This window comes from Paracoccus aerodenitrificans, assembly GCF_027913215.1.
Classification (GTDB): domain Bacteria; phylum Pseudomonadota; class Alphaproteobacteria; order Rhodobacterales; family Rhodobacteraceae; genus Paracoccus; species Paracoccus aerodenitrificans.
This window is the reverse complement of record NZ_CP115784.1, coordinates 1733751-1747637: the sequence shown is the minus strand read 5'-3', so window position 1 is coordinate 1747637 and position 13887 is coordinate 1733751. Positions and strand designations below refer to the sequence as shown.

The window sequence follows — 13887 nt, the reverse complement described above, 5'->3', positions numbered from 1 at the left end:
CTATGAATTTTAAGTAATGTTTATGTGGAATGTTTTAATGAGTAGGTTTCTGCGGGCATCTCTTGTCGCTATTGCAATTGCTGCAATTGCATTCTGTGTTGGATTTTACTCGGGGTTCAGAAAGAATTTCATCTTCGACGGTATCGTTAAAACCGTCAGGTATCTCGCGCCGAACGAACCCGTTCCTCCCGCGCCGCAACTGCATCTTGATCTGAGCGACCGCGCCCTGCTTGACTCGACTCTGTTGCCGCTGCGGCAGACTGACTTCCAGATCACACGCGAGGACGGAGCGCCCTTGCAGATGGTGGCGCTTGCACCGGCAGGTGGCGACGCCGCCGTGCTGCTCTCATCCGATGGGGTGCTGTTCAGGATTGCCATAGGTTCATGCCAGGATGCCGGCTGCGTGCGTCAGATCGGTCGGCTGGCCCGGCCTGATGGGGCGATGCTGGATGATATCTATGACCTTGTCTCGGTCGACGCCGGTTCGGGGCGCGAGTGGTATGTCTCTTATGGGCAGGAAGACCGGACGGGTTTTAATAAATCTCTGGTTATCAGCCGTATACCCATGCAGCGGGCTGAAACTGCGGGTGATATTGTCGCAGTGGATGAGCCGCTGTTTCGAAGCCGCAGCTTTTCGCTGGAAAACGGACATGCCGCGCGTGCAGGGGGCGGCGCGATGGTCCATGATCCGGGCGACGACAACCTGATCGTGACGGTAGGCGATTACAGCCTTAACGGAATCGGCAATGTCTATTCCGGAGCGGTGCCGCCGCCGCAATCGCCTGACAGCGATCTGGGAAAGATCCTGAGAATTGATCGGAAAACGGGTGAAAGTCGGATAATCTCGATGGGCCACCGCAACCAGCAGGGCCTGTCTCTTTCCCCGGATGGCGAACTGATCTCGACCGAGCATGCCGCCAAGGGCGGGGATGAGATCAATCTTATCCGGCAGGGTGGGAATTACGGCTGGCCAAATGTCTCGATGGGCACGGTTTACGGGACATATCGCTTCCCCTCTAAACCCCTTGACCCGGAAGAGGATCACGGCGGTTATACCGCGCCGATTGAGGCGTATCTGCCCAGTCCCGGGATCAGCGATGTGATCCATGTCCATGATTTTCACGAGGCATGGGATGGTGATCTGATGGTGGCCACACTGAAAGCGCGGTCGTTGTTCCGGGTGAGGCGGTGGAAAACCGGCAGCTATACCGAACAGATCTATATCGGTGACCGGCTCCGCGATCTGGCGATTATTCAGGGGCAGATGGCCCTTGTCACGGATAGTGGCAAGGTAATCCTTCTTGACCCGGTGGAGGATCTGGATCTGGTCAGCAGCGATACCGGGCTGAACACCAATCTGAACGCGTTGGCGGAGTGCGGTTCCTGCCACAATGTGAACTATCCCGTATCCTCACCCGCTGCCCCGCATCTGCGCAATATTCTGGGCAGGCCTATCGCATCTGCCGAGGATTATGACGGCTACAGCGAAGGACTGCTGGCCAGACGCGCACAGACATGGACGCAGGAAGCGCTTGAGGCCTATCTGCGTGCCCCGCAAGGTTTCGCGCCGGGCACCGCTATGCCCGATCTGGGGTTGTCCGATGAACAGATCGCAGAGCTGATGTCGCAGCTTCCGCTTCTGCGCTAGATTCTGGGTTCATGCGCCGACGCGGCTCAGGAATTTCTGCAGGCGCGGATCTTTCGGGGCGCCGAAAAGCTGATCCGGCGGTGCGGTTTCGACGATGCGGCCCTCATCCATGAATACCACGCGGTCTGCGATTTCGCGGGCGAACTGCATCTCATGGGTGACGATCAGCATGGTCTGGCGCTGCTCGGCCACGCGGCGCATCAGGTCGAGAACCTCGCCCACCCATTCCGGGTCCAGGGCCGAGGTGGGTTCGTCGAACAGCATCAGCCCGGCATTGATCGCCATCGCCCGGCCGATCCCGACGCGCTGCTGCTGCCCGCCCGAAAGCGCCGAGGGATAGCTGTCGGCCTTGTCGGCAAGCCCGGTTTCCTCCAGCACATCAAGCGCCGCGCGTTCTGCCTCGGCCCGGGGTTTGCCCTGAACGACGGTCAGCGCCTCCATGATATTCTCTTTCGCGGTCTTGTTGGCGAAAAGCGCGTAATTCTGGAACACGAAAGAGCTGCGCCGACGCAGCGCCAGAATATCGCGTCTGCTGGCCTTTGCGGCGTCGACCGTCAGATCGCCAATGGTGATCAGCCCTGTCTCGGGCCGGTCGAGGAAATTGATGCAGCGCAGCAGGGTGGATTTTCCCGTCCCGGACGGGCCGATCACAACCACGCGTTCGCCCTGTTCGATATGCAGGTCGATATCGCGCAAAACAGCGGTTTCGCCGAAGCTTTTGGACAGGTTGCGAATATCTATCATCGTGCATAGGCCCTGTTCAGGAAGATCTCCAGCCGCTTCTGGCCCTGGCTCAGCACCTCGACGATGATCCAGTAGATAATCGCCACGACAAGGAATGCCTCGAAATATAGAAAGCTGCCCGCCGCCTCTTTCTGCGCCGCGCCCATCATTTCCGTGACGCCGAGGGTGAAGGCAAGTGAGGTGCTTTTGATCATGTCGATGAAGTAATTGACCAGAGTTGGCGCGGCCACTCGCGTCGCCTGCGGCAGGATGATCCGCCGCATCATCTGCCATTGCGTCATGCCGATGGACCGCGCGGCTTCCCACTGACTGCGGTCGACGCCGGTGATCGCGGCGCGGATGCTTTCGGCCATATAGGCCGAGAAATGCAGCGTAAGCCCCATGATCGCCGCCGTCACCCCGTTGATCTGGGTCAGGAAGGCCAGGACCTGCGGTAGCCCGTAATAGAACAGGAAAAGCTGCACCAGCAGCGGCGTGCCACGGAAAAAACTGATGAACAGCATCACCAGCCAGTCCAGCACCGGCACCCTGAAAACCCGCTCGACCGCCAGCATCGAGGCGAGGATCAGCGCCATCAGCATCGCCATCACCGCCATGAACAGCGTCAGCGGAACATAGCCCAGAATAACGGGCACCAGCCCCAGCATATAGTCGAGGTCAAGTGCCCGCATATGTCAGATCACTCTTCCGGCGCAGAGGTGATGTCGCTGTCGAACCATTTTTCCGAAATCTCGGTCAGCGTGCCGTCTTCGCGCAATGCGGTCAGCGCGGCATCGACCCGGTCACGCATTTCGCGGCCTTCCTCGTCATTGCGGAAGGGCAGCGCGTTGCGGATCTCGGAAAACGGGTTGCCTGCCAGTTGCAGCGGCAGCGGGCTTTCCTTGATGACCTGAGCCGAGGAAACCCGGTCCATCACGAAGGCATCGACACGGCCAAGAGCGGTATCCTGCTCGATATTCGATTCATAGGTGCGGATGTTGATCTCATCGGCGAAAGGCAACTCGCGCAGAAGCTGCTCGAAATTCGAGCCGAGATTGACCGCGACGGTCTTGCCGCGCAGCGAATCCACCCCGTCGATCTCGTCATTGCCTTCGCGCGTGACGACCTGAGCCCCGTCGATGACATAAGGCTGGGTGAACAGGAATGCCGCTTCGCGTTCCGGGGTGATGGTGATCTGGTTGGCAATCGTGTCGATGCGTCCGGCCTCAAGCGCACCGATCAGCCCAGAGAAGGACATGGTTTCGAACTCGATTTCCAGCCCGGCTTCTTCGCCGACGGCATTCATCACATCGACCTCGAAGCCCTGAAGCTCATTCTGGCTGACGAAGGTGAAGGGGAAATATCCCCCCGACATGCCGACGCGTAGCGTATCGGATTCCTGTGCGACCACCGGCCCTGCGGACAGGGCGGCGATCACGGCGGCGGCGAAATATCTGTTTTTCATGATTGTCTTCTCCTTGCGGCGTTGCGTCCAGAATTGACCCCTGTCCGGGGGGATTTCAATGTGAACCAAATTTCAGGATCGTCCGTTCCCGTCAGCGTCAAGGCTGGATGCGCTTTTTCTGCCGCTTGGAGTGGTTTGGAATATTTTCCCAAATTGTGAAATTCTTTAGGATACTTTCCTTACAAAAAGGCATGATCTATCCGGAAACCAGCCATGCACAGCGTCGCAATCGGGAAGGATTTGCCGAAAATCAGGGTGCTCAGGGAGGTGTTTCCCTCTGAAGATCCGCAAGCTCTGGATCTTTTCTGCGACATGAGACGTTCAGACGCAGCATAAGAAATTTGTAAAAGCTGGGGGAAGCCATCTGTCTGATCGTTATATCACTGGGCCAGATTTTTTCGCCCATTTAACAAATGGGCTAAGGGCGGTTGCCGCATGAAAATATAATCTTATGGATGACAGTTTTTGACCACAGGTATTCACCACGTCACCGCCATCACGCGGAATGTTCAGCGCAATGTAGATTTCTACGCCGGATTTCTGGGACTGCGGCTGGTCAAGCAGACCGGAGGGTTCGAGGATGCCGAGCAATTGCATCTCATCTATGGCGACAATCTTGGCAGTCCGGGGTCGCTGATCACCTTCCTTGTCTGGCAGGACGGAGCGCCGGGCCGGGCCGGGTTGGGTCAGGTCAGCGAAATCGCCTTTGCCGTGCCGCCTGACCGGATCGGGGACTGGGTGCAGAGGTCGATGACCGCAGGGATCGCCGTGTCGGGCCCGCGACATGAGATGGGCCAGACCGTGCTGCGCCTGCGCGATCCTGACGGGCTTGTCGTGAAACTGATCGGCGCGGATATGGGCGCGGATGCGCCGCTGCAAGATCCTGCCGCGCCGCGCCGCATCCACTCGGTCACCATCCTGTCCGGCGATGCCGAAGCGACGGCGTCCTTTGCCGCGCGTTTCGGCTATGCCGAGACGCTGCGTGACGGGCCGTTCATCCGTATGGCCTCCGACACGGATCTGCTCGACATCCGCCATTCGGCGGGTTTCGTCAACGGGGCGCAGGGGACCGGTGTTTTCGACCATGTCGCGTTCCGCGCGGCCAGCCCCGAGGATCTGCGCCAGATGCGGCTGGCGCTGCGCGATCACGAGGGCATCACCAATGTCCATGACCGCAAATATTTCCTGTCGCTCTATGTCCGGGAACCGGCGGGAACGCTGTTCGAATATGCCACCGATGCGCCCGGCGTGACGGTGGATGAGGATGCGGCGCATCTGGGCGAGACGTTGATGATCCCGCCAGGCGACGAGGACAGGGCGCATGATCTGCGCCTGATGCTGCCGCAATTTGCACTGCCAGGGAAGGAGAGGCCTCCGATGAGAGATCTGCCATTCATTCACCGTCTGCATACTCCGGCGCGACCGGATGGGTCTGTGCTGATGCTTCTGCACGGAACCGGCGGCGATGAAACCGATCTGATGCCGCTTGCCGGTCGTCTTGCGCCGCGTGCGACGTTGCTCGGCCTGCGGGGGCGCTCGACCGAGGAAGGGATGAACCGCTGGTTCCGGCGCTTCGATGCGGTGACCTATGATCAGGACGATATAAGGGCCGAGGCCGAGGCGTTCTCGGCATTTGTCGATAATGCGGTCCGGGGCTATGGGCTGGACCGGGACAGGCTGACCTTTCTGGGCTATTCCAACGGTGCCAATCTGCTGGCGGCGGTCCTGCGGCTGCATCCCGGGACCGTGCATCGCGCGATTTTGCTGCGGGCGGTCGAGGCCCTGGAAAACCCGCCTCAGCCGGATCTCGGCGGGGTCAACGTACTGATGCTGACCGGCACGAGCGATCCATTTGCCGGAATGGCCTCGGCTCTGGAAAATGCGCTGAAGGCGGGCGGTGCCGATCTTGATGCGCGTCAGATCGAGGCCGGGCATGAGCTGACCCAGAAGGATGCCGATCTGGCGGCAGAATGGCTTGCGGCAAGATCCTGATCCGGCGTGGACCTGTCACGGGGTCCTTGCGGGAACGTCCTGAGATGTTCGGTATAACCGAACGCCGAGTTTTGTATGTTATGTCTGGAACGAATGCCCATGATGACGCATTTTGCCAGCGAGACAATTGAACCGGGGCTGCTGCGCCTCTGAAAGGACTGACAAATGAACACGCCAAGGATCGCCGTCATTATCGGCTCGACCCGTCAGGCACGTTTTGCCGACAAGCCCGCGAAATGGCTGATGGATCAGCTTGCAGGCCGAGACGATATGGATTTCGAATTGCTGGATCTGCGGGAGTTCGACCTGCCGCTTTTCGACGAGGCCGCCTCGAATCTGTGGATGCCCAGTGAGGATCCCAAAGCCGTCGCATGGCAGAACAAGATCGGCGAATTTGACGGCTATATCTTCCTGACGCCGGAATATAACCACTCGGTTAACGGAGCGCTGAAAAACGCGCTCGATCAGGCGTACAAGGAATGGAACCGCAAACCTGCCGCCGCTTTCGGTTATGGCGGTGTCGGCGCGGCCCGCGCGGTCGAGCATCTGCGCGGCATCGCTGTCGAGCTTCAGATGGTTCCGCTGCGCAATGCCGTGCATCTTGGCGGGGGCGAATTCATGAAGGTCAGCCCGCTTGGCGCGAATGGCGATATGTCCGAGGTGGCAGAGGTGCTGAAACCCTCGCTGGACTCCATGCTGGACGAATTGAAATGGTGGGCGAATGCCACCATGACGGCGCGGGCGAAAGACGCGTAACCCCGACAGGGCGGCCCGAGAGGGCCGCCTTTTTCTTATGCCCGGTGGCGGGCCCTTGGCCCCTCTCGGGCTCGGTTGCAAAATTGCCCTGAAAACCCGGAGAATCGAGATGACAGAGATTTCCATAATCAAACAGGATGGCGACAGAAAAGGCCGCTATGTCGCCACGATTGAGGGCGTCGAAGGCGAGGGTGAGATCACCTATACCCGCCCCGAACCCGGCATTATCAGCGCCAATCACACCGGCGTTCCCGACAGCATGGCCGGGCAGGGCGTCGCGAAGGCGCTGCTGGAATTCATGCTGGAAGATGCGCGACGCGAAAATTTCCGCATCATTCCGGTCTGCCCCTATATCCGCAAACAATACGCGGCACATCCCGAATGGTCCGAGCTTTTCACAACCAAACCTGGCAACGATGTTTGAGAGGAAGATAATATGGCCAAGACACAACCAGAACCGATCCGCGATCCGAAATCGGATCATCTTCTGACCCCGGAGAATTGTGCAGTTGTCCTGATTGACTATCAACCTGAGCAGTACAGTACCATTACATCGACCACGAAAGAAGCGATTAACCTCAATGTCATTGCGCTCTGCAAGCTGGCGCGGGCCTATGATGTGCCGGTGATCGTCTCGACCGTTGGCGTCGATATGGGTGTGAACACCGGGACGGCCGAGGAGATCATGGCCGAGCTGCCCGATGTTAAGGAAATCGACCGGAGCGGTGTGAACTCATGGGAGGATGAGGAGTTTCGCGAGGCCGTGAAGGCAACGGGCCGGAAGAATATTGTCATGGCAGGACTTTGGACCGAAGTTTGCCTCACGTTTCCGGCCTTGGATATGCAGAAAGAGGGTTATCACGTTTATCCGGTCGCCGATGCTGTGGGTGGGATTTCTCACACCGCTCATAATCAGGCGATTGAACGGATGCGGCAGGCTGGAGCGACACCCGTTACCGCCATTCAGTTCGGCTCAGAGCTGATGCGCAACTGGGCACGTGAATCTTCACAGAAATTCCGTGAGGTTCTGCAATGGTATTTCCCAAAGCAGAAAGAGCTTATCTCGCAGGGGAAGGCCGACTGAGCATCCGCTAACGAGCCGGGGCGTTTCCTGCCCCGGCGATCCAAGGAGAAATCATGGGACAACTTGTGGACGGCGTCTGGCATGACGTCTGGTATGATACCGAAAGCTCCGGCGGACGGTTCAAACGCACGACCACGTCGTGGCGCAACTGGATTACCCCCGATGGGGCACCCGGTCCTTCGGGCGAGGGTGGCTTTGCGGCGGAAAGCGGGCGCTATCATCTTTATGTCTGCCTCGCCTGTCCCTGGGCGCATCGCACGCTGATTTTTCGCGCGATCAAGGGGCTGACCGATCATATCTCGGTTTCCGTGGTCCATCCCGACATGCTGTCGGATGGGTGGGAGTTCCGCACCGATTATCCCGGCGCGACCGGCGATGATCTGTTCGGGCTGCCCTATCTGCGCGATATCTATCTGCGTGCCGATCCGAAAGCCTCGGGCCGGGTCACCGTGCCGGTGCTGTGGGACAAGCAGAAAAACACCATCGTCAGCAATGAAAGCGCCGAGATCATCCGCATGTTCAACCGGGCCTTTGACCGGCTGACCGGCAATACGGATGATTATTACCCCGAGGAACTGCGCCCGAAGATCGAAAAGATCAACGACCGCGTTTACGACACGGTGAATAACGGCGTGTACAAGGCCGGTTTCGCGACCTCACAAGAGGCATATGACGAGGCGGTGCAGCCGCTTTTCGACAGTCTCGACTGGCTGGAGGGTATTCTGTCCGAAAACCGCTATCTGACCGGCGACCGGCTGACCGAGGCGGATTGGCGGCTGTTTACCACCGCCTTGCGCTTTGACCCGGTCTATCACACGCATTTTAAATGCAACCGGGCGTGGCTGCGGGAATATCCCAATCTCTGGGGCTGGACGCGGGAACTCTACCAGTTTCCGGGCGTGGCGGAGACGGTGAATTTCGACCATATCGTACGGCATTATCACTATAGCCACGAAAATATTAATCCGCACCGCATCATCCCGATCAATCCGGTGATCGACTGGGACGCGCCGCATGGCCGGGGCTGAGATCGCGGGCGTGGTTTTCTGAAGCGGAAAACCTCCCGAAACGGAAAGGGCGGCACCCAAACGGTGCCGCCTTTTTTCTTTCCCGATCAGTCCAGAGGCTTCAGCCCGGCCTCGATCTGCGCACGGCGCGGTTCGAGGAAAGGCGGCAGGGACAGGGATTCCCCCATCGTCTCAAAAGGTTCGTCCACAGCAAAGCCCGGCCCGTCCGTCGCGATCTCGAACAGATTGCCGCCCGGTTCGCGGAAATAGAGGCTGCGGAAGTAATACCGCTCGACCTCGCCCGAGGACGGGATGCGGAATTCGTTTAGCCGCGCGGCCCAGTCATGGATCGTCTTCTGATCCGGGGTGCGGAAGGCGACGTGATGCACCGCGCCCGCGCCCTGACGTGCAACCGGCAGGCCGGGCTGAACGGCGACATGCAGTTCTGCCGAAGGGCCACCTTCGCCCATCGCATAGACATGGACCTGACCCTGCCCGTCGGGGCTGGGATAGTCCCGAAGCTTGCGCATATTCATCACGCGGGTCAGCACGGCTTCGGTCATGTCCAGATCGGGCACCGAAATGGTGATCGGGCCGAGGCCCCTGATCTGGTGTTCAGCCGGAACCGGGCTGCGATCCCACGGATGGCTGTCGCCCGGCTGGTCGGCGGTCAGGCGGAAGCGCTGCCCCTCTTGGTCCTCGAAATCGAGGCTCGCCCGCGTGTCCAGAGTGGCGATGTCTCCGACCGTCAGTCCGTTATCGCGCAGCCGTCCGGCCCAGTAATCGAGGCTGGATTCGCTCACCCGCAGCCCGGTGCGGCTGATTGAGTTCGTGCCGCGCCGCTCGCGTCCGACAGGCCAGTCGAAGAAGGTCAGATCCGTGCCGGGACTGCCCGCGCCATCGGCGAAGAACAGGTGATAGGCGGATGTATCGTCCTGATTGACGGTTTTCTTGACCCGCCGCAGCCCGAGCGTCTCGGTATAGAAACGGTTATTCGCGGGGGCGTCGGCGGTGATCGCCGTCAGATGGTGAATTCCTGTAAGGTCCATTTTCGGCCTCCTTTCGTTGTCCATGATATCGGGGCTTTTCATGTCCTCTGCCAGCATCCGGCCTCCGAAACTGGTGTTCGGGAATTGCGAACGGTTCCGGGGCTGCTATTCTGCCGCCATGCGCTATTCCCTCGATGAGATCGACACTTTTCTGACGGTGATGGAGCTGGGGACGGTCACCGCCGCCGCGGCTCGGCTGAACCTCTCGAAATCGGTTGTCAGCAAACGCATTTCTGATTTCGAAACGACGATCGGCGCGGCGCTGTTCCGGCGCAATGCGGGCCGGATCACCCCGACCGAGGCGGCGCTGCGGCTGGCTGAACGTCTGCGCCCCGCCTTGTCCGAGCTTGTCGCCGCCACCGAAAGCGCCGCATGGGGCATGGATGGGGTGGCCGAACTGCGCGGCTCGCTGGCCATCGCTGCTCCGATGAGCTTCGGGACCATGTATCTTTCCCCGATCATCGCCCGTTTCGCCGCCAGCCATCCGGCGCTGGAAATCCGGGTGGATTATGACGACCGCGCCCGTGATCTGGCGCGGGAAGGCTTCGATCTCGGGATCCGCATCGGAGAGGCGCGTGACGGCGCTTTGAAGGCGCGGAAGCTGTGCGAGGATCGGCCGGTTGTCGTCGCCTCGCCGGATTATCTTGCGCGTCACGGTGTGCCGGAAACGCTTGCCGATCTGCGCGATCATCAGGTGATCAGCTATACCCATCTTTCCGATGCGGTGCTGTGGCAGTTCCGGCAGGGCGGGCGCATGGTCTCGCCGCAGGTCTCGGGGCGTCTGTCGATGAATAACGGCGAGGCGATGCTGGCCATGACCGCCGCCGGGCTTGGTCTGGCGATGTTGCCGGGGTTCATTGCCGAGGGCGGTCTGCGCGACGGTTCCCTGATCCGCGTGCTGCCCGATATGGAAACCCGGGAACTGCCGATCATGGCGGTCTGGCCGCCCGTCTCTCCGATGCCTGCGAAGCTGAGGGCGTTGATAGACCATCTGGCGGCAGAGCTGGAATCCGGTGCGCCCTGGCAATCCGGCGCATGACAATCCTGCCATTGGGGTCTGGCGAGGCCGCGCCGGAGGAACTATGGTCGCAGGGCAACCCGGGCAGGGACAGGACGATGATGATTGAAAAGACAGACCAGGACCGTCCGACCGCGCAGGCCATGCGCCGCGGCGCGATGCTGCGCTGCCCCGCCTGCGGGCAGGGGCGGATGTTCACGGGCTATCTGAAGGTCAACGATACGTGCCCGGAATGCGGTGAAGCCCTGCATCATCAGCGTGCCGATGACGGCCCGGCCTATCTGACCATTCTGCTGGTGTCGCATCTGGGTGCGCCGCTGTTGCTTTGGGTGTTCCTGACCTATCAGCCCTCGCCGGTCTCGATGCTGATCGGGTTTTCGGTCGGTGCGGTCGTGCTGTCCCTGCTGTTCCTGCCGATCATCAAGGGCGCGATGATCGGTGCGCAATGGGCGCGGCGCATGCATGGGTTCGGCGGCAGCGATGCAGAGCCGTCATCCTCATGAGCGGCGGCGAGCCTCAGACCGCCGAGGATAAATCGCGGCTGCGCGATGCGGCGACCATTATTCTGGTCCGGCGTGATCCCGAGCGGCCCGCCATCCTGATGGGAATGCGCGGCAAGACGGCGGCGTTCATGCCGTCGAAATACGTCTTCCCCGGAGGCGCGGTCGATCCCGAAGATGCCGATCTTGCGCTTGCGGGGACTGCGGATGCGCTGACGCTTCGGCGGTTGGCGATTGAGCCCAGGACCGACAGCGCCGTCACTCCGCGTCAGATCCTCGCGGCGGCCTTGCGGGAACTGGCCGAGGAAACCGGCCTTCTGATCGGTCAGCCCGGCGACAGCCCGCTGCCCGGCTATGCCGAAGCCGGGCTGATGCCTGACCCGTCAGCGCTGCATTTCATCTTCCGCGCGATCACGCCACCCGGTCGCCCGCGCCGCTTCGATGCGCGGTTCTTTCTGGCCGATGCTGCCCATGTCAGCGGCGATCCGGATGATTTCTCGCGGGCCTGCGACGAGTTGTCGCATCTTCACTGGGTGCCCATCGCCGAGGCGAGGGCGCTGCATCTTCCCTTTATCACCGAGGTGGTTCTGGCCGAAGCTGCGGCGTTGATCCGGGGCTCGGGCGATGCCGCGCTGCATGCGCCGGAGAATGTGCCTTTCTTCGATAACAGGGATCAGCGCTCGCGCTTCGTCCAGCTTGGCGCGACGGAGTGATGCGGCGTGGCATGACAACGCGCCGTCAGATGCTGGCGGGGCTGACGGCTTTTGGGGCAAGCGCGTCGGCGCTGTGGGCCGAGGCGCTGCCGGGTGCGGCCTTCGATCCGGCTCTGGCAGAACCGCCGCCGCGCAAGCCGCCGCCGCGACCGGGAGACCTGATCCGGCAGGCAGATCTTGGGGCCGAGGTCGATTACGCGGTGCTGAACAGCCGCGGTGAACTGCTGGAGGGGAGGGGTGCCGACCGTCCCGTCGCTCCGGCCAGTACGCTGAAAGTCCTGACCACGCTTTATGCGCTTGACCGGCTGGGGGCCGGGAAACGCTTCGTGACACGGGTTCTTCGCGCGGGCGATACGCTGGTGTTGGCCGGGGGCGGAGATCCGACGCTGGACACGGACGCTCTGGCGATGCTTGCCGAACAGGTCTCGATTCAGGGGCTGCCGTCTCCGGCGCGGTTTGCGGTCTGGGGGGGCGCATTGCCGCAGATCGACGAAATCTCGCCCGAGCAGGCGGATCATCTGGCCTATAATCCGTCAGTCTCGGGGATGATGCTGAATTTCAACCGGGTGCATCTGGGCTGGCAGGCAGGCGGAACCGGATTGTCGCTTCAGGCGCGGGGGCGGGCATACAGCCCGGTCGCCTATACGATCTCTGCTTCTGCGGTCGCGCAGGGCAGGGTATTTTCCTGGCGGCAAGAAGGCGGGCGCGAAATCTGGGAGGTCAACCGCAACGCCATGCGCCGTGCGGGCAGCCGCTGGCTGCCGGTCCGCAGGCCTGCGCTTTATGCGGGCGATGTGTTCCAGACGCTGTGCCGCGCCGAAGGGCTGGTGCTGCCAACGCCTCAGATTGCTGCGGAATTGCCGTCCGACACGGTGGAGATCGCGCGTGTCGAAAGTGCGCCCCTGTCTGACATCCTGCGCGATATGATGGAATATTCCACCAATCTGACCGCAGAGGCGGTGGGGCTGCATGCCAGCACTGCGGATGATCTGGTCTCTTCGGCAGCGGCAATGCAGGACTGGGCCGCTGCGCGGGGGATCGAGGGGCTGGATGTGTACGATCATTCAGGGATGTCGCCCGCCTCGCGCGTGACGGCGCGGGCCATGACCCAAATCATTGCCGCGATGGGCGAAGAGGCGGGGCTGCGCGGCCTGATGAGGCATATCGGTCTGCAAACCGCCACCGGCAGCGCCCGCAGCGGCGATCTGGTGCTGGAGGCGAAGACCGGCACGCTCAATTTCGTGTCGAATCTTGCCGGTTACGGCGGGATGCCGGGCTATGAAGATGTTATTTTCGCCGTCTTCATCAACGACATGGCCCGCCGCGCCGCGACAGAGGGGCAAGAGCTTCCTGCCGGTGTCGTCACCTGGACCCATCGCGCCAAGTTCCTGCAACAGCAGCTTGTGGCAAGCTGGCTGCAACGATACGGCTAAACGGTTCTGTGACGAAGCTGCGCCGCAAGTTCGATCGCGGCGGCGTGCAGGCGGCTGACATCAAGCTGATAACGGATCTCGCGCAGCATTTCGGCCTCATCATCCGTCAGGCGTCCATCGGCGGCGGCAACGTCGCAGGCAAGCGCGTAGGCGGTCTCATAAAGCCGTTCGGGCAGGGCGTCGCGGATCAGGCCAAACAGGGCGTCAAGCCCGTCCTCTTCCTCGAATAATGTGATGACGGTCTGCGATACCGACCGGATGCGGTCGCTGTCATATTTTCCGAAGACCGGCATGTGATTGACGATCCGCTCAATGGCCAGCAATTCTGCCGTACGCATCTCGGAATCCGAGGCTGAGACAGCCACCATGACCGACACAAGCGCATCGCAGGCCGAAAAAGAAGAATGATCCAGTGTCACGTTTGCCGTCCTTGTGAGCCGCGTCGTCAGTCTTGTCCGATGAGAGAATATTGACGATATGGCTGTGTTTCAATAAGCCG

The 13887-nt window shown here is 60.9% G+C and carries 15 protein-coding genes; 10 read left to right on the top strand and 5 right to left on the bottom strand.

The features are described 5' to 3' along the window. The first annotated feature begins 37 nt into the window (after nt 1–37). Entirely contained in the window at nt 38–1648 is a 1611-nt protein-coding gene (locus PAE61_RS09965; RefSeq protein WP_271112243.1) for a PQQ-dependent sugar dehydrogenase, read from the top strand. A 9-nt stretch (nt 1649–1657) separates the two neighbouring features. Here the strand turns inward: PAE61_RS09965 and PAE61_RS09960 are convergent, their stop codons facing one another. From PAE61_RS09960 to PAE61_RS09950, 3 genes are read right to left on the bottom strand one after another with little or no spacing between them, the layout of a single operon-like run. Beyond that, nucleotides 1658–2392, bottom strand: a complete 735-nt coding sequence (locus PAE61_RS09960; RefSeq protein ID WP_271112242.1) for an amino acid ABC transporter ATP-binding protein — start codon at nt 2390–2392, stop codon at nt 1658–1660. Then, nucleotides 2389–3063: an amino acid ABC transporter permease gene (locus PAE61_RS09955; RefSeq protein ID WP_271112241.1), complete on the bottom strand. Its 675-nt coding sequence runs from the start codon at nt 3061–3063 to the stop codon at nt 2389–2391. Before PAE61_RS09955 ends, PAE61_RS09960 begins: the two co-directional genes overlap by 4 nt. Before the next feature lie 8 nt (nt 3064–3071). Next, nucleotides 3072–3836 carry an amino acid ABC transporter substrate-binding protein gene (locus PAE61_RS09950; RefSeq protein ID WP_271112240.1) on the bottom strand — a complete coding sequence of 255 codons (765 nt, stop codon included), beginning with the start codon at nt 3834–3836 and terminating at the stop codon, nt 3072–3074. A gap of 465 nt (nt 3837–4301) precedes the next feature. Here PAE61_RS09950 and PAE61_RS09945 point away from each other — a divergent pair, with 465 nt between their 5' ends. The 5 genes from PAE61_RS09945 (at nt 4302) to PAE61_RS09925 (ending at nt 8696) form a co-directional block, all read left to right on the top strand. Next, nucleotides 4302–5828, top strand: a complete 1527-nt coding sequence (locus PAE61_RS09945; RefSeq protein WP_271112239.1) for a VOC family protein — start codon at nt 4302–4304, stop codon at nt 5826–5828. Between the two features lie 165 nt (nt 5829–5993). Next, nucleotides 5994–6584, top strand: a complete 591-nt coding sequence (locus PAE61_RS09940; RefSeq protein ID WP_271112238.1) for an NADPH-dependent FMN reductase — start codon at nt 5994–5996, stop codon at nt 6582–6584. Between the two features lie 109 nt (nt 6585–6693). Next, entirely contained in the window at nt 6694–7008 is a 315-nt protein-coding gene (locus PAE61_RS09935) for a GNAT family N-acetyltransferase (RefSeq protein ID WP_271112237.1), read from the top strand. Between the two features lie 12 nt (nt 7009–7020). Continuing rightward, complete coding sequence (locus tag PAE61_RS09930; RefSeq protein ID WP_271112236.1) at nt 7021–7668, top strand: hydrolase; 648 nt, start codon at nt 7021–7023, stop codon at nt 7666–7668. Between the two features lie 53 nt (nt 7669–7721). After that, entirely contained in the window at nt 7722–8696 is a 975-nt protein-coding gene (locus tag PAE61_RS09925; RefSeq protein WP_271112235.1) for a glutathione S-transferase family protein, read from the top strand. Nucleotides 8697–8782: 86 nt separating this feature from the next. Here the strand turns inward: PAE61_RS09925 and PAE61_RS09920 are convergent, their stop codons facing one another. Then, entirely contained in the window at nt 8783–9724 is a 942-nt protein-coding gene (locus PAE61_RS09920; protein WP_271112234.1) for a ring-cleaving dioxygenase, read from the bottom strand. Between the two features lie 40 nt (nt 9725–9764). Here PAE61_RS09920 and PAE61_RS09915 point away from each other — a divergent pair, with 40 nt between their 5' ends. From PAE61_RS09915 to dacB, 4 genes are all read left to right on the top strand, one after another. Next, on the top strand, nt 9765–10763 hold the full coding sequence (locus PAE61_RS09915) for a LysR family transcriptional regulator (protein ID WP_353620351.1): 999 nt from the start codon (nt 9765–9767) through the stop codon (nt 10761–10763). A gap of 77 nt (nt 10764–10840) precedes the next feature. Continuing rightward, nucleotides 10841–11245, top strand: coding sequence for a DUF983 domain-containing protein (locus PAE61_RS09910; RefSeq protein ID WP_271115128.1), 405 nt, complete (start codon nt 10841–10843; stop codon nt 11243–11245). Beyond that, nucleotides 11242–11955 carry an NUDIX hydrolase gene (locus PAE61_RS09905; protein ID WP_271112233.1) on the top strand — a complete coding sequence of 238 codons (714 nt, stop codon included), beginning with the start codon at nt 11242–11244 and terminating at the stop codon, nt 11953–11955. Before PAE61_RS09910 ends, PAE61_RS09905 begins: the two co-directional genes overlap by 4 nt. A gap of 11 nt (nt 11956–11966) precedes the next feature. Next, nucleotides 11967–13388, top strand: coding sequence for a D-alanyl-D-alanine carboxypeptidase/D-alanyl-D-alanine endopeptidase (dacB, locus tag PAE61_RS09900; RefSeq protein WP_271112232.1), 1422 nt, complete (start codon nt 11967–11969; stop codon nt 13386–13388). Here the strand turns inward: dacB and PAE61_RS09895 are convergent. Next, the gene (locus tag PAE61_RS09895; RefSeq protein WP_271112231.1) at nt 13385–13807 is read right to left on the bottom strand and encodes a tellurite resistance TerB family protein; all 423 of its coding nucleotides are present in this window, start codon (nt 13805–13807) and stop codon (nt 13385–13387) included. The two genes, dacB and PAE61_RS09895, sit on opposite strands and share 4 nt — an antisense overlap. Nucleotides 13808–13887 lie beyond the last annotated feature (80 nt).

Bases quoted from the DNA above. Each gene is read 5' to 3' on its own strand.
- PAE61_RS09965 (WP_271112243.1), top strand. From the start codon at position 38: ATGAGTAGGTTTCTGCGGGCATCTCTTGTCGCTATTGCAATTGCTGCA.
- PAE61_RS09960 (WP_271112242.1), bottom strand. From the start codon at position 2,392: ATGATAGATATTCGCAACCTGTCCAAAAGCTTCGGCGAAACCGCTGTT.
- PAE61_RS09955 (WP_271112241.1), bottom strand. From the start codon at position 3,063: ATGCGGGCACTTGACCTCGACTATATGCTGGGGCTGGTGCCCGTTATT.
- PAE61_RS09950 (WP_271112240.1), bottom strand. From the start codon at position 3,836: ATGAAAAACAGATATTTCGCCGCCGCCGTGATCGCCGCCCTGTCCGCA.
- PAE61_RS09940 (WP_271112238.1), top strand. From the start codon at position 5,994: ATGAACACGCCAAGGATCGCCGTCATTATCGGCTCGACCCGTCAGGCA.
- PAE61_RS09935 (WP_271112237.1), top strand. From the start codon at position 6,694: ATGACAGAGATTTCCATAATCAAACAGGATGGCGACAGAAAAGGCCGC.
- PAE61_RS09930 (WP_271112236.1), top strand. From the start codon at position 7,021: ATGGCCAAGACACAACCAGAACCGATCCGCGATCCGAAATCGGATCAT.
- PAE61_RS09925 (WP_271112235.1), top strand. From the start codon at position 7,722: ATGGGACAACTTGTGGACGGCGTCTGGCATGACGTCTGGTATGATACC.
- PAE61_RS09920 (WP_271112234.1), bottom strand. From the start codon at position 9,724: ATGGACCTTACAGGAATTCACCATCTGACGGCGATCACCGCCGACGCC.
- PAE61_RS09915 (WP_353620351.1), top strand. From the start codon at position 9,765: ATGTCCTCTGCCAGCATCCGGCCTCCGAAACTGGTGTTCGGGAATTGC.
- PAE61_RS09910 (WP_271115128.1), top strand. From the start codon at position 10,841: ATGATGATTGAAAAGACAGACCAGGACCGTCCGACCGCGCAGGCCATG.
- PAE61_RS09905 (WP_271112233.1), top strand. From the start codon at position 11,242: ATGAGCGGCGGCGAGCCTCAGACCGCCGAGGATAAATCGCGGCTGCGC.
- dacB (WP_271112232.1), top strand. From the start codon at position 11,967: ATGACAACGCGCCGTCAGATGCTGGCGGGGCTGACGGCTTTTGGGGCA.